General features: G+C 68.2%; 16 protein-coding genes and 2 tRNA genes. 15 read left to right on the forward strand and 3 right to left on the reverse strand.

Annotation, left to right across the window (positions count from 1 at the left end):
• The first annotated feature begins 99 nt into the window (after positions 1 to 99).
• The 10 genes from serA (at position 100) to AC1DKN_RS09640 (ending at position 13,640) form a co-directional block, all read left to right on the forward strand.
• A complete protein-coding gene (gene serA, locus AC1DKN_RS09595; RefSeq protein WP_028277927.1) occupies positions 100 to 1,695 on the forward strand; it encodes a phosphoglycerate dehydrogenase in 1,596 nt (531 codons plus the stop codon).
• A gap of 205 nt (positions 1,696 to 1,900) precedes the next feature.
• Positions 1,901 to 4,687, forward strand: coding sequence for an ABC transporter permease (locus tag AC1DKN_RS09600; RefSeq protein WP_476848905.1), 2,787 nt, complete (start codon positions 1,901 to 1,903; stop codon positions 4,685 to 4,687).
• Positions 4,684 to 5,451: an ABC transporter ATP-binding protein gene (locus AC1DKN_RS09605; RefSeq protein ID WP_018773527.1), complete on the forward strand. Its 768-nt coding sequence runs from the start codon at positions 4,684 to 4,686 to the stop codon at positions 5,449 to 5,451. Before AC1DKN_RS09600 ends, AC1DKN_RS09605 begins: the two co-directional genes overlap by 4 nt.
• Positions 5,452 to 5,460: 9 nt before the next feature.
• Entirely contained in the window at positions 5,461 to 7,020 is a 1,560-nt protein-coding gene (metG, locus tag AC1DKN_RS09610; RefSeq protein ID WP_476871115.1) for a methionine--tRNA ligase, read from the forward strand.
• Positions 7,021 to 7,266: 246 nt separating this feature from the next.
• Positions 7,267 to 8,319, forward strand: a complete 1,053-nt coding sequence (locus AC1DKN_RS09615; RefSeq protein WP_476848907.1) for a 3-isopropylmalate dehydrogenase — start codon at positions 7,267 to 7,269, stop codon at positions 8,317 to 8,319.
• Positions 8,320 to 8,470: 151 nt separating this feature from the next.
• Positions 8,471 to 9,583, forward strand: coding sequence for a branched-chain amino acid aminotransferase (locus AC1DKN_RS09620; RefSeq protein ID WP_476858782.1), 1,113 nt, complete (start codon positions 8,471 to 8,473; stop codon positions 9,581 to 9,583).
• Positions 9,584 to 9,698: 115 nt separating this feature from the next.
• On the forward strand, positions 9,699 to 10,496 hold the full coding sequence (locus AC1DKN_RS09625; protein WP_476871116.1) for an MBL fold metallo-hydrolase: 798 nt from the start codon (positions 9,699 to 9,701) through the stop codon (positions 10,494 to 10,496).
• Between the two features lie 5 nt (positions 10,497 to 10,501).
• Complete coding sequence (locus tag AC1DKN_RS09630) at positions 10,502 to 11,278, forward strand: fumarylacetoacetate hydrolase family protein (protein WP_476871117.1); 777 nt, start codon at positions 10,502 to 10,504, stop codon at positions 11,276 to 11,278.
• A gap of 117 nt (positions 11,279 to 11,395) precedes the next feature.
• Positions 11,396 to 12,913: a glutamate--tRNA ligase gene (gltX, locus tag AC1DKN_RS09635; protein ID WP_476871118.1), complete on the forward strand. Its 1,518-nt coding sequence runs from the start codon at positions 11,396 to 11,398 to the stop codon at positions 12,911 to 12,913.
• A gap of 1 nt (position 12,914) precedes the next feature.
• Complete coding sequence (locus AC1DKN_RS09640) at positions 12,915 to 13,640, forward strand: HAD family hydrolase (RefSeq protein ID WP_476858779.1); 726 nt, start codon at positions 12,915 to 12,917, stop codon at positions 13,638 to 13,640.
• A 37-nt stretch (positions 13,641 to 13,677) separates the two neighbouring features.
• Here AC1DKN_RS09640 and AC1DKN_RS09645 read toward each other — a convergent pair whose 3' ends face one another.
• Positions 13,678 to 15,063 (reverse strand): hypothetical protein, encoded by a 1,386-nt coding sequence (locus AC1DKN_RS09645; RefSeq protein ID WP_476871119.1) that lies wholly within the window; start codon positions 15,061 to 15,063, stop codon positions 13,678 to 13,680.
• A 345-nt stretch (positions 15,064 to 15,408) separates the two neighbouring features.
• On the opposite strand from AC1DKN_RS09645, the gene AC1DKN_RS09650 reads away from it, so the two are divergent.
• The 4 genes from AC1DKN_RS09650 (at position 15,409) to AC1DKN_RS09665 (ending at position 19,274) form a co-directional block, all read left to right on the forward strand.
• A tRNA-Gln gene (locus AC1DKN_RS09650) sits at positions 15,409 to 15,480 on the forward strand.
• Between the two features lie 129 nt (positions 15,481 to 15,609).
• Positions 15,610 to 15,682 (forward strand) — tRNA-Glu (locus AC1DKN_RS09655).
• A 170-nt stretch (positions 15,683 to 15,852) separates the two neighbouring features.
• The gene (locus AC1DKN_RS09660; RefSeq protein WP_476871186.1) at positions 15,853 to 17,625 is read left to right on the forward strand and encodes a dynamin family protein; all 1,773 of its coding nucleotides are present in this window, start codon (positions 15,853 to 15,855) and stop codon (positions 17,623 to 17,625) included.
• Positions 17,622 to 19,274 (forward strand): GTPase, encoded by a 1,653-nt coding sequence (locus AC1DKN_RS09665; protein WP_476871120.1) that lies wholly within the window; start codon positions 17,622 to 17,624, stop codon positions 19,272 to 19,274. The genes AC1DKN_RS09660 and AC1DKN_RS09665 overlap by 4 nt, the downstream gene beginning before the upstream one ends.
• 34 nt (positions 19,275 to 19,308) lie before the next feature.
• Here AC1DKN_RS09665 and AC1DKN_RS09670 read toward each other — a convergent pair whose 3' ends face one another.
• Entirely contained in the window at positions 19,309 to 19,845 is a 537-nt protein-coding gene (locus AC1DKN_RS09670) for a DUF1697 domain-containing protein (RefSeq protein WP_476871121.1), read from the reverse strand.
• A 13-nt stretch (positions 19,846 to 19,858) separates the two neighbouring features.
• The gene (locus AC1DKN_RS09675) at positions 19,859 to 20,578 is read right to left on the reverse strand and encodes an IclR family transcriptional regulator (protein WP_026266447.1); all 720 of its coding nucleotides are present in this window, start codon (positions 20,576 to 20,578) and stop codon (positions 19,859 to 19,861) included.
• A 130-nt stretch (positions 20,579 to 20,708) separates the two neighbouring features.
• On the opposite strand from AC1DKN_RS09675, the gene leuC reads away from it, so the two are divergent.
• Positions 20,709 to 22,163 (forward strand): 3-isopropylmalate dehydratase large subunit, encoded by a 1,455-nt coding sequence (gene leuC / locus AC1DKN_RS09680; RefSeq protein WP_223916419.1) that lies wholly within the window; start codon positions 20,709 to 20,711, stop codon positions 22,161 to 22,163.
• Positions 22,164 to 22,235: the final 72 nt, after the last annotated feature.

Consider the following 22,235-nt stretch of genomic DNA (forward strand, 5'->3'; position numbering starts at 1 on the left):
ACATCCTGGGGTCCGGCTTCCCTGCTGTCCAGCACCACCCGCACCACCCGATTCACCAAAATCCCCACCAGATACCCAAGAGAGCTAAAGAGGTCACCGGTGACAAGCACCAAACCTGTCGTACTCCTCGCTGAGGAACTTTCGCCCGCCACAGTCGAGGCCCTCGGCCCGGACTTTGAAATCCGCCAGACTGACGGCTCCGACCGTTCCCAGCTGCTCTCCGCGATCGCCGACGTCGACGCGATCCTGGTCCGCTCCGCCACCCAGCTGGACGCCGAGGCCATCGCCGCCGCCAAGAACCTCAAGGTCATCGCCCGCGCCGGCGTCGGCCTGGACAACGTGGACATCAAGGCGGCCACCCAGGCCGGGGTCATGGTGGTCAACGCGCCGACCTCCAACATCGTCTCCGCCGCCGAACTGACCGTCGGGCACATCCTGAGCCTCGCCCGCCACATCCCTCAGGCCAGCTCCGCCCTCAAGGACGGGGAGTGGAAGCGCTCCAAGTACACCGGCATCGAGCTATTCGAGAAGAAGATCGGCATCATCGGCCTGGGCCGGATCGGCGCCCTGGTCGCCGCCCGCCTGAAGGGCTTCGACACCAAGATCCTCGCATACGACCCCTACATCACCTCCGCCCGGGCCGCCCAGCTCGGCGTGCAGCTGGTGACGCTCGACGAGCTCCTGGCCCAGTCGGACTTCATCACCATCCACATGCCCAAGACCCCGGAAACCGTCGGCATGCTCGGCGCCGAGGCGTTCAAGAAGATGAAGAGCACGGCGTACGTCGTCAACGTCGCCCGCGGCGGCCTGGTGGACGAGGAAGCCCTCTACACCGCACTGCAGGCCGGTGACATCGCCGGCGCCGGCGTCGACGTCTTCTCCAAGGAACCCAGCACCGACCTGCCGTTCTTCAAACTCGACAACGTCGTGGTGACCCCGCACCTGGGCGCCTCCACCGACGAGGCCCAGGAGAAGGCCGGCGTCTCCGTCGCCAAGTCCGTCCGCCTGGCCCTGGCCGGCGAACTGGTCCCCGACGCCGTCAACGTCGCCGGCGGTGTCATCGCACCGGACGTCCGCCCCGGCATCCCGCTGATGGAAAAGCTGGGCCGCATCTTCACCGCGCTGACCCATGCCTCCCTCACCCAGTTCGACGTCGAGGTGGCCGGCGAAATCTCCTCGCTCGATGTCAAGGTCCTGGAACTCGCGGCGCTCAAGGGCATCTTCGCCGACGTCGTGACCGAGCAGGTCTCCTACGTCAACGCACCCGTCATCGCCGAGCAGCGCGGCATCAACGTCCGCCTCATCACCACGCCGGACACCGAGTCGTACCGCAACGTCCTGACCCTGCGCGGCGCCCTCAGCGACGGCAGCCAGATCTCCGTCGCCGGAACCCTGACGGGCCCGAAGCAGATCCAGAAACTGGTCGGCGTCAACGGCTACGAGGTGGAAATCCCGATCAGCGAACACCTCGTGGTGGTTGCCTACTCGGACCGCCCTGGCGTGATCGGCACGATCGGCCACATCCTGGGCATGAACAACATCAACATCGCCGGCATGCAGGTGGCACGCCAGACGGAAGGCGGCCAGGTGCTGGCCCTGCTGACCATCGACAGCTCCGTTCCCCAGCAGGTCCTTGACGCGATCAAGGCCGGGATCGGCGCTGACATGGTCCGCGAGGTTGACCTCGAGGACTGAAATCCTCCCCGCGTGGCCCCGGCGGCGGCATGACCGCCGCCGGCGGCCACGAGAGGCCGGCCGGTCTGCGTACAATGGCTAGGACCGAATTTCGGGTCTTGGCCGGCAGACCGGCCTTTACTTTTGCACGCCCGGCACGGGACGCCTTCACTTCCTCAGGAAATGAACTGCGGCGTGCGCACGCAATCCAGCTTTCAGGAGCCCAATGAACGCCGTCCAGAGGTTCATCAGAAGCAGAGTGCTTTTGCTGACCGCGTCCATTTTGATCGTGGCCATGTGCCTGTCCGTGCTCGTCCAGGGTCAGTCCCAGGCGGCGCTGAGCAGGACCGTGGACCAAAACTCCCGGGGGCTCTATGACGTCCTGGTGCAGGCCAAGGCGAAGGATAACGGCGGCCTGATGCAGCCGGACATCGCCACCGGCCAGGGCGGCATCAGCTTCGAGCAGCTGGATTCGATCCGCAAGCTCTCCGGCACCTCTGTGGCCGCCCCCATCAGCCTGGTCTCGCGTGTGACGCAGAACCTGGAGTCGCCGCGGCTGGACGCCACCGACTACCTGGGCTTCAACGCGGGCCTCGCGGGCACCTCCGGCGACCCGACCGCCACGGATCCGAGCAAGTGGCCGGCCGCGGAATCGGTACTGAGCGACACGCCAAAGAAATACCGCCTCACGGCAAGCGCCGTCAGCTCCGACGGCCACTCCGACCAGACCCTGTTCAAGACCACGGCCGAGGGCTCCCTCGGCAAGGCGAAGCTGGTCGAGGAACAGGTTGAGGGCGGCAAGAACGTCCGCATCCAGGGCCCGGAGGGCGAGACCGGCATCAAGTTCCCCACCCCGGCCGGTGGCTCCGAGCACAACCTCTTCAACCTCTCCGTTTCCCTGCCGATGGCTCCGCAGGTGACCGAGTCCGTCGTCGCCGTCGACCCCGTCTCCGAACGGGCGCTGCTTGGCACGGCCGGTGACTTCCTGTCCCCGCTGGAGAAGGCCCCGCCCGCGGACGCCCGCAACGCCGGCGCGATCGGCCGGCACTTCGAGAGCCTCTTCACCAACGGCATCAGCATGGACGAACTCAAGGAAGGCCCGGACTTCCTCGGCGTCAAGCTCAAGTACTGGGCACCGCTGATGACCCAGTACCAGCAGGCCAAGCGCGACGGCCAGCTCACCGACGATTCCCAGGCCATCCCGCTGATCGTGCGCTCGGGCACCGCCCTGGACCTGAAGTACTCGGTCAAAATCGAGGAAATCGACGACTCCGGGAACGTCACCAAGGACGTCGGCACCGTGACCCGCTCGCTGGACAAGGACTACCTGCCGTTCGTTTCCAAGTCCCCGTTCGCCCTCGCCTGGCCCGGGTCCAAGGACCTCTCCCAGCTCATGGGCGACACCGGATCCTTCAGCCAGGGCCTCTACAACCCGGCCACCTGGACCACCAACTTCGCCGCCGCCCCGACATACAAGGACGGCGAAACCGCCGCCAACGGCGCCGTTGACAAGAGCGCCACGCCCGGAGACTGGGTCACCGTGAACCGGCTGCCGGACAAGGCCGCCAACGGCGAAGCCGTCGACCAGACCCAGCGCGAACCTGTAGACGAGCGCTCGTACCGCCAGAACCTCGAAACCGGCAAGAAGCTGGCCACGCCGCTGGCCATGGTCTACGGCACCTTCGACGCCGCGAACGTCAAGGAAGCTGCCGGCGACGTCAACCGGCTGCCCCTGGGCGGCTATGACCCCGCGCCGTTCACCCTGACCAAAGACGCGTCGGGCAAGGACGTCAACACCGAACTCAAGCCGTCGCTGAGCGCCACGGGCCTGGTCAGCCAGTCCGCCGGAGCCATCACCGACTACTACGGCCTCGCCGCCGCCCGCGGCTACGATGCGAACGCCAACGTGATCGACGCCGTCCGGGTCCGCGCCAAGGTCCCGGGCAGCTGGAAGCAGGCGCAGCCCGAGGTGGAGAAGCTCGCCAACGAGATCCGCGACATGGGCCTGCAGGCCACCGTGGTGGCCGGTTCGGCCCGCGAAGACGCCAGCATCGCCGTTCCCGGCTACTCCAAGGACGACGCCGGCAAGGAATCGCCGCTGGGCACCGTGCAGCAATCGTGGGTCCGCCAGGACGCCGCGGACGCCGTGTCCGGCTCGCTGACCGCCACGAACCTGACCCTGCTGTTCCTGACCCTCTGCGGTGCTGCCCTCCTGACCGGTGCCTCCACCGTCAGCTACATCCGCAAACGGCGCAGCGAGGCCGGTACCCTGCGCGCCATGGGCTGGACCCAGCGCAAGATCCGTTCCTGGGTGCTGGCCGAATTCGGCGTCGGCGCCGCGCTGCTGGCCGTCGTCGGAATCGTCCTGAGCCTGATCAGCTGGAGCACCGCCACCGCGGTGGTCTCGGCGTCGGTCCTGGTGCTGTACGCCGGTGCCGCGTTCATCGCGGCGCAGCAGCTGCGCCACCGCGACGTCGTGGACCAGGAGCCGCAACACGATGAACGGCTCATCGCGGTCGATTCCCCGCTGACCTTCGCCAACCGGCAGCTGAGCACCAACAAGTTCAACACCATCTCGCTGGCCGTTGCCGTCGGTGTCTTCGCCGCGGCCGTCGGCGGACTCGTCGCCCTGCTGATCGACATTCCGCGGGCCGCCGGCGCCAGCGCCCTCAGCGGGCTGGCCGCGGCCAGCATCGCCCTGCCCAGCATCATCCTGGGCGTGTCCGGTGTTGCCGTCGGGCTGCTGCTGACCATGGTCACCGGCCGCTTCGAGCTGCAGGCCAAGCGCCAGTACCTGGGCACGCTGCGGGCCATGGGCTGGAACCCTGACATGCTGGGCCAGGTCCGCTTCTTTGAAAACGCCATGGTGGGAACCGTCGCGCTGCCGCTGGGTGTTGTGGGCGCCCTCGGCATCGGCCTCCTCCTGGCCCCCTACGCCGCGCTGTGGGCCGCAATTGCCGGTCTCGTAGCTGTACTTTGCTGGATTCCGATTGCAACGAAAGTGGTCCAATGACTAACGAGCTGAACCTTGACCGGGAGGCACACGACCGGATGACCGCCAGCACCCGTCGCGGTGCGCACAAGACCCGCGCCAACACGATCGTGAAGGCCACGGACCACGCCACCCCGCTGGAACTGAGCAACATCACCATCCACTACGGCGGCGGCAAGGGCGGTGCCGAGGCCGTCAACGTCGTGGACGACTTCAACATGACCCTGCACGCCGGCGAAATGCACTGCGTCGCGGGCCGCTCCGGCTCGGGCAAGACCAGCATCCTGACCGTCGGCGCGGGACTGACCCTGCCGACGTCGGGCCGGGTGTTCTGGGAAGGCGACTCGCTCGAGACCATGGGCGACGACGAGATCGCCGACCGCCGCCGGGCCCTGATCGGCTACGTCGACCAAGGCGGTGCGCTGATCGACGGGATGAGCGCGCTCGAGAACGTTCTGTTGCCGGCCGTGCCGGACGGCGAGGTCGAGAAGCGCCGCGACATGGCCAAGGACCTCCTGGACCTCGTGGGCCTGGGCCGGCGCATGCGTCACCGTCCGGCGCAGCTTTCCGGCGGTGAACGCCAGCGCGTCGCGATCGCCCGGGCGCTCATCCTCGGCACCCGCGTCCTGGTGGTCGACGAGCCCACGGCCAGCCTGGACCGGGCCGCGGCCAACCGCATCATCAGCATCCTCAAGGACACCACCTCGGACGGCATTGCCGTGCTGGTGGCTTCACATGACCACGAACTGGTCCGCCAGAGCGATACCCTCACAGAACTGATCTAGATTTAGACCGTGACTTCAACTGACAAGACCCCGTTCTACATCACCACGGCCATCACGTACCCCAACGGGGTACCGCACATCGGCCATGCGTACGAGTACATCGCCACCGATGCGATGGCCCGCTTCAAGCGTCTGGACGGGTACGACGTCTTCTTCCTCACCGGAACCGACGAGCACGGCATGAAGATCGCCCAGGCCGCCGAGAAGGAGGGCGTCACGCCCAAGGAGCTGGTGGACCGGAACGCCGAGATCTACAAGGCGGCGCACGCGGCCCTGGGGGTCTCGTACGACCGTTTCATCCGCACCACGGACGCCGACCACTACGCAGCGTCGCAGGCCATCTGGAAGAAGATGGAAGCCAACGGGGACATCTATCTGTCCAAGTACGAAGGCTGGTACTCGGTCCGCGACGAGGCGTTCTACGTCGAGGACGAGACCGTGGTCAAGGACGACGGGATCCGCTACTCACGCGAATCCGACACCGAGGTCACCTGGACGGCCGAGGAGAGCTACTTCTTCCGGCTCTCCTCCTATCAGGACAAACTGCTGGCGCTCTACGAGGCCCACCCGGAATTCGGGGCCCCGCAGTCCCGGTTCAACGAGGTCATCAGCTTCGTCCGGCGCGGTCTGGAGGATCTGTCCATCAGCCGCACCACGTTCGACTGGGGCGTTCCCGTACCCGGCAACGACAAGCACGTCATGTACGTGTGGGTCGATGCGCTGACCAACTACCTGACCGGCGTCGGCTACCCGGACGTCGACTCGGACTCCTTCAAGAAGTTCTGGCCGGCCGACGTCCACGTGATCGGCAAGGACATCTCCCGCTTCCACGCCATCTACTGGCCGGCGTTCCTCATGAGCGCCGGACTGGAGCTGCCGAAGCGCATCATGATCCACGGCTTCCTGCAGAACAACGGCGTCAAGATGTCCAAGTCGCTCGGAAACGTGGTGGCCCCCGCGGACTTCGTGGCCCAGTACGGCCTGGACCAGGTGCGCTACTTCTTCCTGCGCGAGGTCCCCTTCGGCGCGGACGGCAACTACAACCACGAGGCAATCGTGGGCCGGATGAATTCGGACCTCGCCAACAACTTCGGCAACCTGGCCCAGCGGTCGCTGTCCATGGTGGCCAAGAACTGCGAGGGCCGCGTGCCCGCGCCCGGCGCATTTTCCGCCGAGGACACCGCGATTCTGGCCCAGGCCAACGGACTGCTTGACGCCGCCCGGGCCGCGTTCGAGAAGCAGGAGTTCAGCCGCGCACTGGAGGCCATCTGGGCTGTCCTGGGGGACACCAACGCCTACTTCGCCGAGCAAGCCCCGTGGGTGCTGCGCAAGACCGACGTCGAACGCATGAACACTGTGCTCTACGTGACGCTCGAGGTGCTGCGGATCGTCGCGATCCTGGCCCAGCCGGTCATGCCGGTGGCGACGGCGGCGATCCTGCACACGCTCGGCCAGCCCGAGGGCGCGGCGCGCCAGTTCTCGGCCCTGGGCACGCCGATCGCCGCCGGCACGGAACTGCCCGCCCCGGCCCCGGTGTTCCCGAAGTACGAGGAACCCGCCGACGCCTGAGCCCCTGCGGCCCTGACGCCCCCGCAGATCCGGCGATGGTTGCGGTGACGCTCCCGCAGATCCGGCGGCGTTTCGGGTGACGCTCCCGCACTTCCGTTACGGAAGTGCGGGAGCGTTTCGCTTTTTGCCGCAGGAAGTGGGGGAGCGTTTCGTCTTTTCCTACCGAAAGTGAGGGAGCGTCCGTAGGGGTGATCGAATAGTGAGACAACTTGACCAGAATGTGGATCACTTGGCTACGCTGAAAATATGAGCGCATCCACGATTGATCTGGCAGTCATCCCGGGCGACGGCATCGGCCCGGAGGTCACCGCCGAAGCCCTGAAGGTCCTTGAAAAGGCCGCGGCCGCAGAAGGGATCGTGCTCCAGCAGACCCACTACAAGCTGGGGGCGGAGCACTGGCTCGCGACGGGGGAGACCCTCCCCGCGGCCACCCTCGCCGACCTCCGCACCCGCGACGCCATCTTGTTCGGCGCCGTCGGCGCGGCCCCCGGCGACACCCGGATCCCCTCCGGCATCATCGAGCGCGAGCTCTTGCTGAAGCTGCGCTTCAGCCTGGACCACTTCGTCAACCTGCGGCCCTCCCGCCTGTACGCCGGCGTCGGCAGCCCGCTCGCGAACCCCGGCGAGATCGACTTCATCGTGGTCCGCGAAGGCACCGAGGGCCCCTACGTGGGCAACGGCGGCACACTGCGCGCCGGCACCCCCCACGAGGTGGCCACCGAGGTGTCCCTGAACACCGCCCATGGCGTGGAGCGCGTGGTCCGCGACGCGTTCCGCCGGGCCAACGACCGCCCCCGCAAGAAGCTCACCCTCGTGCACAAGCACAACGTCCTGGTCTTCGCCGGCCAGCTGTGGAAGCGCACGGTCGAGGCCGTGGCCCAGGAGTTCCCCGACGTCACGCACGACTACCTCCACGTCGACGCCGCCACGATTTTCATGGTCACCGATCCGGCCCGCTTCGACGTGATCGTCACCGACAACCTGTTCGGCGACATCATCACCGACCTCGCGGCGGCCGTGACCGGCGGGATCGGCCTCGCCGCCTCCGGCAACCTCAACATGGACCGCACCGCGCCGTCCATGTTCGAACCGGTCCACGGGTCCGCCCCGGACATCGCCGGTCAGCAGAAGGCCGACCCCACCGCCGCCATCCTCTCCGCGGCGCTCCTGCTCGACCACCTCGGCTTCGCCGCCGCCGCCCGGAAGATCGAGGCGGCCGTCACGGCCGACGTCGAAGCCCGCGACGGCGCCGTCCGCACCACCAGCGCGATCGGCGACGCCATCGCGGCGGCGCTGTAGGCCCCGCCTGCATTTCCTGCACGGCAGGCGACTGCAGACACCGCAAAACCGTGCTGCCAACGGGCGTAAGCTTGTTTCGAATCACCAATATGCTGCCGTGGTCCGAGGGTGAACCACGTTCCCACACCAGGCAGCCGATCGTGGAGGAACCATGACTCAGACTGCCCATGGCGTCGAATTCACCCAGCACCTGTCGGAGACCCCGAAGTCTGCTGAAGAGCGTGCCGCCATCCTGGCAAACCCGGGATTCGGCGACTATTTCACCGACCACACCGCGATTGTGGACTACAGCGTCGACGCCGCCGGCAACGGCGGCTGGCACGACGCGCGCGTTGAGCCCTACGGCCCGATTTCCCTCGACCCGTCCGCCGCCGTGCTGCACTATGGCCAGGAGATCTTCGAGGGCCTCAAGGCCTACCGCCACGCCGACGGCTCGGTCTGGACGTTCCGGCCCGAGGCCAACGCCGCACGGCTGAACAAGTCCGCCCGGCGCCTGGCCCTGCCCGAACTCCCGGAAGAGTACTTCCTCGGCGCCATCCGCGAGCTCGTCGCGGCAGACAAGGACTGGGTCCCCGCCGGCGACGGCGAAGCCCTGTACCTGCGGCCCTTCATGATCGCCACCGAGGCGTTCCTGGGCGTGCGGGCAGCGCGCGAGGTCTCCTTCCGCGTGATCGCCTCCCCGGCCGGCAACTACTTCGGCGGCGAACTCAAGCCCGTCTCCATCTGGATCTCGCGCGAATACGCCCGCGCCGGCCGCGGCGGAACAGGCGCCGCCAAGTGCGGCGGCAACTACGCTGCCTCGCTGATCGCCCAGCAGGAGGCCGAGGCCAACGGCTGCAAGCAGGTCCTCTTCCTGGACCAGTTCAACGACAACGCTGTCGAGGAACTCGGCGGCATGAACGTTTTCTTCGTCATGAAGGACGGCTCGCTCGTCACCCCGGCGCTCTCCGGCACCATCCTGGAGGGGATCACCCGGATGTCCGTGATCCAGGTGGCCCGGGACATGGGCCGGGAAGTCACCGAACGCAAGATCACCCTGGATGAGTGGCGCGACGGTGTTGCCTCGGGAGACATTGCCGAGGTCTTCGCCTGCGGCACCGCCGCGGTCATCACCCCCATCGGCGTGCTCAAGGACACCACCGAGTTCATCGGTTCCGAGGACGCGACGGCGGGGGAGACCACCCTGGCCATCCGCGCCCAGCTGCTCGGGATCCAGACCGGCACCGTGGAGGACACCCACGGCTGGCTGACCCGGCTGGCCTAGCCACAGAACGTCTTAGTGCACGACGGCGGTCCCCACCTTCGGGTGAGGGCCGCCGTCGGCGTCTGTGGTCCCGGGCTGGGGCCAACGGCGCCCGATTCAATGCAAGGATGGGTCCGTGACCTCCGAGACATCCCGCGGCATTGTCCGCAGCAGTGAGCTGACCCGGTTCCGCCTCGCCCCGAATCCGGGCCCCATGAGCCTGGATGGAACCAACTCCTATCTCATTGGCGCCCCGGGGGCGGCGGCAAGGGTCGCCGTCGACCCCGGGCCCCTCGACGGGCCGCACCTTCAGGCGCTGGCCGGCGAGGGGCCGGTCGAACTCATCCTAATCACGCACCGGCACGCAGACCACACCGCGGCCGCCGAGAGGTTTTCGGCCTTGACGGGCGCACCGGTCCGGGCCGCGGACCCCGCCCACTGCCACGGTGCACCCCCGCTGCAGGACGGCGAAACCATCCGGGCGGCCGGAACTGACATCCGGGTTCTGGCGACGCCGGGCCACACTTCGGATTCGCTGTGCTTCCACCTGCCGCAGGACGGCCCGCACGGCTCGGTGCTGACCGGGGACACGATTCTGGGCTCCGGAACCACGGTGCTGGACTACCCCGACGGCACCCTCCGGGACTACCTCGACTCGCTGGACCGGCTCGAAAGCCTTGGGCCAGCCACGGTGCTGCCGGCCCACGGCCCGGTGCTGCCGGCCCTGGACGCCGTCGCCCGCGCCTACCGGGACCACCGGCGGGGCCGGCTCGAACAGGTCCGGGCAGCCCTCGCGGCACTGAGCGCCGCCGCCGATGTCCGCGCCGTCACGGACGCCGTGTACGCCGACGTCGACCCCTCCGTCCGCCGCGCCGCGGAACTCTCCGTCGCCGCGCAGCTGGACTACCTGCGCACTGAGGGGACGGTAGGGTAGGAACCATGCGTATCGCCCGGTTTGTAGTCGATTCTGATCCCCTCTACGGCATCGTGGAAGGTGAGCCCGGCAGTGAGGAAGTCACTGTCATCAAGGGCGACCCCTTCTTCCACGGCGTGGAACGAACCCCTACGAAGCACAAGCTGGAGGACGTCCGCCTGCTGGCGCCGATCATCCCGCGCAGCAAGGTGATCGGGGTTGGCCGCAACTTCGCGGAGCACGCCCGGGAACTCGGCAACGAGGTCCCGGCGCAGCCCCTGCTGTTCCTCAAGCCCAACACCTCCGTGATCGGGCCGAACGATCCCATTGTCCTGCCGGAGTTCTCAGAGGACGTCTCCTTCGAGGCCGAACTGTGCGTCGTCATCGGCCGGATCTGCAAGGATGTGCCCGAGGACCGGGTCGATGATGTGATCTTCGGCTACACCTGCGGCAATGACCTCACCGCCCGCGACGTCCAGAAGACGGACCTGCAGTGGGCCCGGGCCAAGGGCTTCGACACCTCGGCCCCGCTCGGGCCGTGGATCGAGACCGAGCTCGACACCGAGGACCTGCAGATCCAGGGCCGGCTCAATGGCGAACTGCGCCAGGACGGCAGCACCAACCAGATGATCCGCGGCGTCCGGGAGCTCGTCTCCATCGTCTCGCAGGCCTTCACCCTGCTGCCCGGCGACGTCATCATGACCGGTACCCCGGCCGGCGTCGGCTCCGTGCAGGCAGGCGACCGCTACGAGGTCGAGATCGAGGGCATCGGAAGGCTCTCCAACCCGGTGGTCCGCCGCTAACGGTTCTTCGCGCCGATTTCAGACAGCCGCCCCGTGGATCCACGGGGCGGCTGTCCGTTTCCGCAGCGGAAATCCGGACAAGTGGCGGTTGTAGAGATTGGTAATGTTGGTACCACTATGACTACTGCTCCCAGCTCCGCCCTTGCTGCCTCCACCGGTGAAGTCACCGCTGACACCCCGGTCCGTGTCCGGTTCTGCCCGTCACCCACGGGGACCCCGCACGTCGGCCTGATCCGCACCGCCCTGTTCAACTGGGCCCACGCCCGGCACACGAAGGGCACCTTTGTGTTCCGGATCGAGGACACGGACGCGGCCCGCGACTCGGAGGAGAGCTACCAGCAGCTGCTCGAGGCCCTCAAATGGCTCGGCATCACCTGGGAAGAGGGCGTGGAAGTCGGCGGCCCGCACGAGCCCTACCGCCAGTCGCAGCGCCTGGACCTCTACAAGGACGTCGTGGCCAAGCTGATCGACGCCGGTTACGCCTACGAGTGCTACTCCTCGCCGGAAGAAGTTGAAGCCCGCCACCGCGCCGCCGGCCGCGACCCGAAGCTCGGCTACGACAACTTCGACCGCGAACTCTCCGAGGACCAGCTCGCCGCGTTCAAGGCCGAGGGCCGCCAGCCTGTGCTGCGCGTGCGGATGCCCGACGAGGACGTCACGTTCACGGACATGGTCCGCGGCGAGATCACCTTCAAGGCCGGCAGCATCCCGGACTACGTCATTGTCCGCGCCGACGGCTCCCCGCTCTACACCCTGGTCAACCCGGTGGACGACGCCCTCATGGGCATCACCCACGTGCTCCGCGGCGAGGACCTGCTCTCCTCCACGCCCCGTCAGGTGGTGCTGATCCAGGCGCTGATGGACATCGGCGTCGCCAGCTACATGCCGGTCTTCGGCCACCTGCCGTACGTCATGGGCGAGGGCAACAAGAAGCTCTCCAAGCGCGACCCCCAGTCCAACCTGTTCCTGCTCCGGGACCGTGGCTTCATCCCCGAGGGCCTGCTGAACTACCTGTCCCTGCTCGGCTGGAGCCTCTCCGCCGACGAGGACATCTTCACCGTGGACCAGCTGATCGAGCACTTCGACGTCAACGACGTGCTGGCCAACCCGGCCCGCTTCGACATCAAGAAGGCCGAAGCCATCAACGGCACCCACATCCGCATGCTCGGCGCCGAGGACTTCCGCGGCCGCCTGGTGCCCTACCTGCAGGCCGCCGGCTTCGTGGGGGAGAGCCTCACGGACCGCGATGAGGAGATCCTGGCCGAGGCCGCACCGCTGATCCAGGAGCGCATCTCGCTGCTGGGCGAGGCCCCCGAAATGATCGCGTTCCTGTTCAAGGCCGACGACGCCATCGACGTCGCCGATGACGCCCGCAAGGGCCTGCCGGAGAACCTCACCGAGGTGCTCGACGCCGCCCTGGCCGCCCTGGAGCCCGTTGCCCACTGGACGGCCGAGAACATCCAGGCCGCCCTGAAGGAAGCCCTCGTGGAAGGCCTCGGCGTCAAGCCGCGCCTGGCGTTCGGCCCGGTCCGCACGGCTGTCTCGGGCCGGCGGATCTCCCCGCCGCTGTTCGAGTCCATGGTCATCCTGGGCAAGGATTCCTCCCTGGCCCGCCTGCGCGCTTTCCGCGGCTGACATGCTGGCAGCGGGCCTGGACGGCGGCGCTGTCCAGGGGGTTCTGTTCGACATCGATGACACCCTCGTGGACCTCGAATTCGCCATGACGGCGGCCCTCCGCGACGTCAGCGAGCACCTTCTGCCCGGCCTGGACGAGGCCGGGTGGGAGAGGTTCGGGCGGATCTTCACCCGCGAGACCACCCATTTCTACGACCGCTACCTGGCCGGCGAGATCACGTTCAATGAACAGCGCCTGCTCCGCGGCCGGGCGGCGCTGGGGTACTTCGGCGTCGAACTTGCCGACGGCGAACAGGCCCACCACTGGGTGAGTTCCTACGCGAGCCGCCAGCACGGCTACATCCGGGCGTTCGACGACGTCGGGCCCCTGCTGGACGCCCTGGACGCGGCCGGCATTCCCTACGGCGCCGTGAGCAACAACGTCCACGACTATCAGCGCGTGAAGCTGGATGCGGCCGGGCTGGAACGGATTACCGTTCTGGTTGGCACCGACACCGTTGGCGCCGCAAAGCCGGACCCGGCGATCTACCTCGAGGGTGTCCGGCGGATCGGTACGGGTCCCGGCCAAACGCTGTACGTCGGTGACAACCGGCTGCTCGATGCGGAAGGTTCGACGGCGGCCGGCCTCCTCGGCGTCTGGCTGAACCGCGGCGGGGAACCGGCCCCGGGCTTCCTGGGCCGCGAGGTCGGCTCCCTGCTGGACCTGCTGGCGCAACCCCCGCTGTAACGGGCGCCGCAACCGGCGCTGCAACCGGCACCGGAAGTTACCGTGGTCCGGCCTGCCTCTTCCGCAGCGCCAAAAAGGCGCCAACGGCGCCAAGGGCCAGCACCGCGACGAGTCCCAGTGCCGTGGCGGCGTCGGACTGCCGGAGCAAGCTGGTGGGCGACACCGCGGCAGCTCCGGAATACAGCGTGCCGGTGCCATCGGCAATCCGGGCGTTGCCGTCCGCGAGCTTATCCGCCCCCGTGGCCAGCTTCGAGGAGCCGGACGCCAGCTTGGTGCTGCCGGCCGAGAGTTCTGAGGCCCCGGAAGCCAGGGCCTGGGAGCCGCCCAGCAGGCCGGGGTTGGCAGGATCGGCCGGATTGCCCTTGATCCCGGCGTTCAGGGCCACGGTTCCGTCGGCCAGGCGAGAGCTGCCCTCGGTCATCCGGGCGGCGGCCTTGAGCAGGCCCGGGTGCTCGGGGTCGCCGGGGACCCCGTCCATCCCGACCCGGATCTTGGACGTGCCGTCGGCCAGAAGCCGGGTGCCAAGCACCACGCCCGGGCTGCCGGGGTCCTGGCTGTTGAGCTTCCCGGCCAGCGTCGCGAATCCGGCCCTGAGCTTGCCCGTTCCTGCGTTCAGCTGGCCCGCGCCGTCCTGCAGCCGCTGCGCCCCGGCCTGCAGCTGGCTGGCACCGACGTCGAGCTTGCGCGCGCCCGCGGTGATCTTGGCGATCTTGTCCTTCACCACCGAAAGCGGAACGAGCCCCTTGACCGGGTCATCCGCCGCCGCCTCCAGCAGTTCCAGCGCCTGAGCCAGGGCCGCGGTCCCGGTTCCGGCCTCCGGATTGCCGTTGGCGCCGCGGTAGCCCTTGAGCTGGTCCGTGCCGCCTGCCAGCGCTGCGGTGCCGCCGGCCAGCCGGGCCGCGCCGCCGTCGAGCCGGGTGGCCCCGTCGGCGAGGTTGTTCTCTGCGTTGCCCGCCGGCGTCGGCGTCAGCGCGGCCGAAAGCTGCACGGCCCCCGCCGCGAGCTTCTGCGCACCGTCGTCGACTTTGTAGACGCCGGGGGCCAGCTTGCTGGTGACATCGGCTTCGATCTTGACGGCACCTTCGGCCAACTGGCCGGCACCGGCCTGGAGCTTGTCCGCCCCGGGTGCCAGCTTGGTGCTGATGCCCGAGGAGATCTTTTCCGCCCCCGCGGAAAGTTTTCCAGCCCCGGTATCGGCCAGGCTGGCGCCGTTGGCGAGTTTCCCGGCGCCGTCGTCCAGCTTGCCGGCTCCGGCGGACGCCTGGGCGGCCCCGTCCTTGAGCTTGGCCGAACCGTCCGTGATGCGGCCCGTGACGAGGGTATAGAACCCCAGCAGGGCCATGAGCAGCAACGCCAGGGTGGCGATGGCGATTTGCTGCGCACGGGTCCGGGTCTTGCTGATAGCGGCACGACTCTGTGGCACATGATTCCTCTCGACGTTCCCGCCGGCAGCGGCTCTGCTGTCGGCCACCCCAGCAGCTGTGACGCAGCTAACACCGGAAAATGAGCGCAAAGCTGCCCGCGACGGAGTGGGGGAGGGGTGGTTACTCGTTGGTAACTTACCGAGCGTAAACGTGTTTCCGCCGGATTGGCAAGGGCTGGCGCGGGTATTGCGGCCATCGACGCCGCGCGCGGCCCGCCCCGGCGGCCCGATCCCGCCGCCGTACGCCCGATTTGTGGAAGTGAAAACTCTCAGGTAAAGTAATTACTCGTGCTGAGGCGCCGGGAGCGAGGGTTTAGGCCCAAACATCCGGAGCGAAAGTGCCTTTGGGATATGGTGTAATTGGCAACACTACGGTTTCTGGTACCGTCATTCTAGGTTCGAGTCCTGGTATCCCAGCTCTGAAGTTCCGCGGGTTTCCGCTGAAATTCGGAAGTTTTGAATCGGCTGGTCCGATTTGAAACGGCGGCCAAATGTATGAAACAATCATTTGGCTTGAATGGCAGAAATGCTGTTCAGGAAGTACGCGGCCCCATCGTATAGCGGCCTAGTACGCTGCCCTCTCACGGCGGTAACGCGGGTTCGAATCCCGCTGGGGTCACAATGAAAACGGTCCCGGGCATCAGCCCGGGGCCGTTTTTCGTTTCCCCCGATGGCTGGGCTTCCAGGCGAGACTCGTCCGCCGGCGTATTGCCGGGCGCTCCGAGTCCCGCTAGGCGCTGCGCATGGCGCTTTGGTTCCGCGCAGCGGCGCCCCCGCAGGAACCACGTTCTGAACTGGCATGATGATGCAGTGAGCTCCCATGAAACCGGCCCCGGGGCCGCAACCGGCGTGGCCCTCCTGGAGGCAGTGCGGCAGGACCTCGCGGCCCTCCGGCTGCCGCTCGCCCTCCCCGGGACGGACCAAACGCGCCTGGACCTTCGAAGGGCCGTGGCTCAACTCGATGACTACATCCTGCCCCGGTACCGCAGCCTCGACGCGCCCCTGCTGGCCGTGGTGGGCGGTTCCACCGGGGCCGGAAAATCCACCCTGGTCAACGCCCTGGTGGGCCACCCCGTCACGCGGGCCGGTGCGATCCGCCCCACCACCCGCCAGCCCATCCTGCTGCACCATCCCGCCGACGCCGCTTGGTTTGAGGGCCAGCGGGTGCTGCCGGCCCTGGGCCGCATCCGGGGTGCCCTCGTGGACGGCCGGGCGCCGGCCCCGGCTGATGCGGCGTTGGATCCCGGCCCGGTGACCTCCCTGGTCCTTGTCTCCGACTCCGCGGTCCCGCCCGGAATCGCCCTGGTCGACGCGCCCGACGTCGACTCCATTTCCGAGAACAACCGGCAGCTGGCCGGGCAGTTGCTTGCCGCCGCAGACCTCTGGGTGTTTGTCACCACAGCCAACCGGTATGCCGACGCCGTGCCCTGGCGCCTGCTCCTGGATGCGGCCTCCCGCGACATCATGGTGGCCGTGGTCCTGGACCGGGTGCCGCCAGCGGCGGAAGCGGAGGTTAGCGCGGATCTGCAGGCCATGCTCAGCCGGGAAGGGCTGGGGGCCGCCAAACTGTTTGTGGTGCCGGAGCTGCCGCTGGGTGCCGCGGGGATGCTTCCTGCAGGGGCCGTCGAGCCGCTGCGCGTTTGGCTCGGGAAGCTGGCCGGGGACGCTGCGGGACGGGCCGGAATCGCCCGGCGCACCCTCAACGGCACCCTCCTCGCGCTCGCCCACCGCGTCGACGCGGCGGAGCGGGCGCTGTCCGAACAGCAGCACGCAGCCGATGTTCTCGCAGCCGACGCCCGCAACGCTTATGACGACGCCGTAGCCAGGATCCTCGAGGCCACCCGCGACGGCGCACTGCTGCGCGGCGAAGTGCTGGCGCGCTGGCAGGACTTCGTCGGGACCGGGGAGTTCTTCCGCGCCATGGAACAGAGCATCGGACGCTTCCGTGACCGCGTGGGCGCGTTCGTCCGGGGTGAACCGGCGCCTGCGGTCAGGGTGGAAACCGCGATCGAAACGGGACTGCAGGCGGTCATTGTCGATCAAGCCGCTAAGGCCGCCGAGCACACCGACCAGCGGTGGCGTTCAGACCCCGCCGGAAGGCAGGTGCTGGGCACCGACGATCTTTCCGGTGCCTCCGAGGGCTTCGCGGATGCTGTGGCGGCCGAAATCCGCGCTTGGCAGGGGAGCCTGATGGAACTCATCCGCACCGAAGGCCAGGGCAAGCGCACCCAGGCCCGCTGGTTGTCCTTCGGAATCAACGGCCTCGGCGCTGCCTTGATGATTGTGGTGTTCTCCATGACCGCGGGCCTGACCGGGCTTGAGATCGGAGTTGCCGGCGGCACCGCCGTCGTGGGTCAGCGCCTCCTGGAGGCAGTATTCGGGGAGGACGCCGTCCGCCGGCTGGCCCGGACCGCGCGCGAAGACCTGCATCTGCGGTGCCAGGGCCTGCTGGCTGCGGAGTGTCGGCGGTTCTTGACCCGGCTGGAGGTCGACGGCGGCGTGCCGCCCTCAGCCATTGCCGGGCATGCGGCGGCACTGCGCCGGCTGGCGGCCACGTCATGAGCCGTCATGCGGCCGCCCGCGAGACGTCCCAGCTCGATCGCAGGCTGGAAGCGCTCAACAGCGCCACGGAGCTCTCATCCGGAGTCCTCCCGGAGGAGATCCTGGCCGGTGTCCTGCAGGTGCTCGACCGCGCGAGTTCGCGGCGGTCGCTGTCCGGAGACCACACGGTGGTCGGGTTTTTTGGAGCCACCGGCAGCGGCAAGTCATCGCTTTTCAATGCCGTAAGCGGCGAGGAGATCGCGACGGCGGCCGTGCGCAGGCCGACCACCACCGAGCCGCTGGCGGGCATTTGGGGCGTCCAGGGCAGCGATGCGCTGCTGGATTGGCTGGAGGTCCGAAAGCGCCACGCTGCGGCACCGATCAAAGGGTTCGCCGACGACGACACCGGGCTGATCCTTCTGGACCTGCCGGACTTTGACTCGACCAGGGCCGCCAACCGTGAGATTGTGCAGCGGATGGTGGGCATCGTGGACGTCCTCGTCTGGGTCCTCGATCCGCAGAAATATGCCGACGCCGCCGTGCACAACGATTTCCTGGCCCCGCTGTCCTCGCACGGGGCCGTGACGATCGTGGTGCTCAACCAGATCGACAGGCTCCCGGAGCACGAGGTCCGGCCGGTCCTGGAATCCCTCACAGCTATCCTGGCGCGGGACGGGCTGGGCAAAGTTCAGGTCCTCGGGGCTTCCGCTGTGCTGGGGACGGGGGTGGACAAGGTGCGGGCCGCGATCCGGCAGGTGGCGATGCAGCGGAAGGCAATGTCACAGCGACTTGCGGCAGATGTCTCGCAGGCCGCCGCCCGGCTGGCCGAGGCGTCCGGCCTGCCCACGGGTGGCACGACGGCCGCCGGTGGCGGGACGGCCGCAGGTGCGACGGCCGCGGCCAAGGCCCGGCTGGCGGGGGAGTTGGCTGTGGCCGCCAATGTGCCGTTGGTGGTCGATGCCGTCGCCCGGTCCTACCGGCTGGAGGCAACCCGGCACACGGGCTGGCCGGTGACCCGCTGGCTGGCCAGGTTCCGGCCGGATCCGCTGCGGCGTCTGAACCTGCGCCGCGAGGGCGCCAAGCCTGAGCTGAACCGGACCTCGCTGCCTCCTGCCGGGGCGCCGGAACAGGCGCGGGCCGATGCCGCCGTCCGGGAATTCGCTGAGGCGGCGTCCGCCGGTGCCCCTGGCCCGTGGCGGGCGGCCATCCGCGGCGCCGCCCGGGAAGGAAACGACCGGCTGCCGGATGCACTGGACCAGGCAATTGTCTCCACAGAGTTGTCCGCTGGCAGGAAGTCCTGGTGGTGGGGTGGGTTCAATGCGGTTCAGTGGCTCGCCTTGGTAACGGCCCTGGCCGGATTCGCGTGGCTGGGAGTCCTGGCTGCGCTCGGTTACCTGCAACTGCCGGTGCCAGAGGTCCCACGGGTCCAGGGCTGGCCGGTTCCTACGGTGATGATCGCCGGGGGAGTGCTGCTGGGCATCGTCCTGGCGATTGGGGCGCGGTTCATCTCCGGAGCGGCGGCAGCGTCACGCAGTGCCGTGGCACGAAAGCGACTGACAGCCTCCGTCGCCGCCGTCGCGGGGGAACTAGTCGTGGCGCCAGTGGAACGTGAGGTCAGCCGCCTGGCGAAGTTCACGGCCGCGCTGAAGGCCGCCGCGGGTCGGCAGTGAGCCGTCCGTGCAGGGCCGGCCGGATGCGGCCTGCCTAAATCCCGGCCGCGGCGTCGCGGACCTTGATCATGGTGCGGAGGTTGCGTGTGGTGGTGGCAGCCTTGTACTTCGCCTTCGAGGAGAGCTTGCTGAAAGGGCTGTCCAGAGTGCCGCCGGCGGGGGCGAGCCAGGCCAGGGCTTCCGGACCCAGCCGGGTGAGCTCGGCCCCGTCCAAGGCCCTGCCTGCCTCGAGCAGCTCCGAGAGGACCTCTTCGTCAGAGGCGAGCGTCAGGTACGTATGGGTGGACGCGTCGTCGGCCGGGTAGGGGCACGCGTCGACCAGGGCTGCCACACGGCCCGCGGTGAGCACCACCACCCAGGCGTCGTAGCCGAAGGTTTCCCGCAGGCACGCCTCGAATTCCTTTTTGACGCCGGCCGGATCCAGCTCGCTGGCCAGCACGACGTTGCCGCTGGCCAACAGGGTCACGACACCCGAAAATGGCCGGGACTTCAGGGCGTTCTTGAGATCGGCCATCTTGATATTGATGCCGCCCACGTTGATGCCCCGCAGGAAGACCGCATAGCTGTTCATGGGCACAGCATACTTAGTCGTTGGTCTTGCGCAGCGCTTCCGTCAGGACACGGCCGGCGTTGCAGACCACTTCGGCGTGCAGGCGCCCCGGTTGGCGGGTCAGGCGCTCGATCGGGCCGGAGATGGACACCGCGGCAATCACGCGGCCGGACGGCCCGCGGACGGGGGCCGAAACGGAGGCGACACCGGGCTCGCGTTCGCCGAGGCTCTGGCCCCAGCCCCGGCGTCGTACTCCGGCCAGGACGGTGGGGGTGAAGCGGGCGGACTGGAGGCCTTCCAGGAGGCGGTCGTGGTCCTCCCACGCCAGCAGCACCTGGGCGGCGGAGCCGGCCTTCATGGACAGCTGGGTGCCGACGGGGATGGTGTCGCGCAGCCCGATCGGGCGTTCGGCGGAGGCCACGCAGACGCGCCAGTCACCCTGGCGGCGGAAGATCTGGGCGCTTTCGCCGGTGGCGTCGCGCAGCTGCATGAGCACGGGGCCGGCGGAGGCGATGAGGCGGTCCTCGCCGGCGGCGGAGGCCAGTTCCACCAGACGGCTCCCGAGCACGAAGCGGCCCTGGATATCGCGGCTCACGAGCCTGTGGTGCACCAGCGCGAGAGCCAGCCGGTGCACGGTGGGCCGGGCCAGTCCCGTGGCCGCCACGAGCTGCGCCAGGGTGGTGGGGCCGGCCTCAAGTGCGTCAAGCACATGGGCCGCTTTATCGATGACACCGACTCCACTAGAATTGTCCATGTAATGATATTGACGTCTCATTATCTGAGATGCAAGTCAACGCGCTGGCGTATTACTTGGCTGTGCTGGTTCAGTGGAGGAGATAGTCCGTCGGAACGCACAATACTTACCGCAGTGAAGGGAGCAGGCCGTGGCAAAGACACTGGCCGAGAAGGTCTGGGACGCGCACGTTGTGCGCAAGGGGGACGGCGAAGGAGCCAACGCCCAGCCGGATCTCCTCTTCATTGACCTCCACCTGGTGCACGAGGTGACGTCGCCGCAGGCCTTTGAAGGTCTGCGGCTCGCCGGCCGCAAGCTGCGCCGCCCGGACCTCACCATCGCCACCGAGGACCACAACACTCCCACGCTGGATATCGACAAGCCAATTGCCGATCTCACCAGCCGGACCCAGATCCAGACCCTGCGCAACAACTGCCAGGAGTTTGGCGTCCGCCTGCACTCCCTCGGCGACGCCGAACAGGGAATCGTGCACGTGGTGGGCCCCCAGCTGGGCCTCACACAGCCCGGCATGACCGTGGTCTGCGGTGACTCGCACACCTCAACCCACGGCGCCTTCGGAGCGCTCGCCATGGGCATCGGCACCTCCGAGGTGGAGCACGTCATGGCCACCCAGACGCTGTCCCTGAAGCCGTTCAAGACCATGGCGATCAATGTTGAGGGCACGCTGCGCCCCGGCGTGAGCGCCAAGGACATCATCCTGGCCGTCATCGCCAAGATCGGCACCGGCGGCGGGCAGGGCTACGTGCTGGAATACCGCGGCTCCGCCATCCGTGCGCTGTCCATGGAAGCCCGGATGACCATCTGCAACATGTCCATCGAGGCCGGCGCCCGCGCCGGGCTGGTGGCTCCGGACCAGACCACGTACGACTACATGCACGGCCGCCCGCATGCGCCCGAGGGCGCCGACTGGGATGCCGCCGTCGAATACTGGAACACGCTGCACACCGACGACGACGCAGCGTTCGACGTCGAGGTGGACCTCGACGCCGACACCCTGGAACCGTTCGTGACGTGGGGAACCAACCCGGGCCAGGGCGTGTCGCTGTCCGCAAAGGTGCCCTCGCCCGATGACTTCGGCGATGAGAACGCCAAGGCCGCCGCCGAACGCGCCCTGCAGTACATGGGGCTCGAGGCCGGCACCCCGATGAAGGACATCCGGGTGGACACGGTGTTCCTGGGCTCCTGCACGAACTCCCGGATGGAGGACCTCCGGGCCGCCGCCGACATCATCCGGGGCCGGACCAAGGACCCGGCCGTGCGCATGCTGGTGGTGCCCGGCTCCGCCCGCGTCCGGCTCGAGGCTGAAGCCGAGGGCCTGGACAAGGTCTTCAAGGACTTCGGGGCCGAGTGGCGCTTCGCCGGCTGCTCCATGTGCCTGGGCATGAACCCGGACCAGCTGGAGGTGGGGGAGCGCTGCGCCTCCACGTCCAACCGCAACTTCGAGGGGCGCCAGGGCAAGGGCGGCCGCACTCACCTCGTCTCGCCCGTGGTCGCTGCGGCGACGGCAGTCCGAGGCACCCTGAGTTCGCCGTCGGATCTGGACCCTGCTCCGGAGTCCGCGGCGGTCCGAGTCGGCGCCGCGTAGTCTCCGCCTTTCCCGCCCAGATCCGAAGCCTCGATCCATACAGTTTCGATCCATACAGTTTCGATCCACACA

This window comes from Arthrobacter sp. 01N444 (assembly GCF_056399305.1).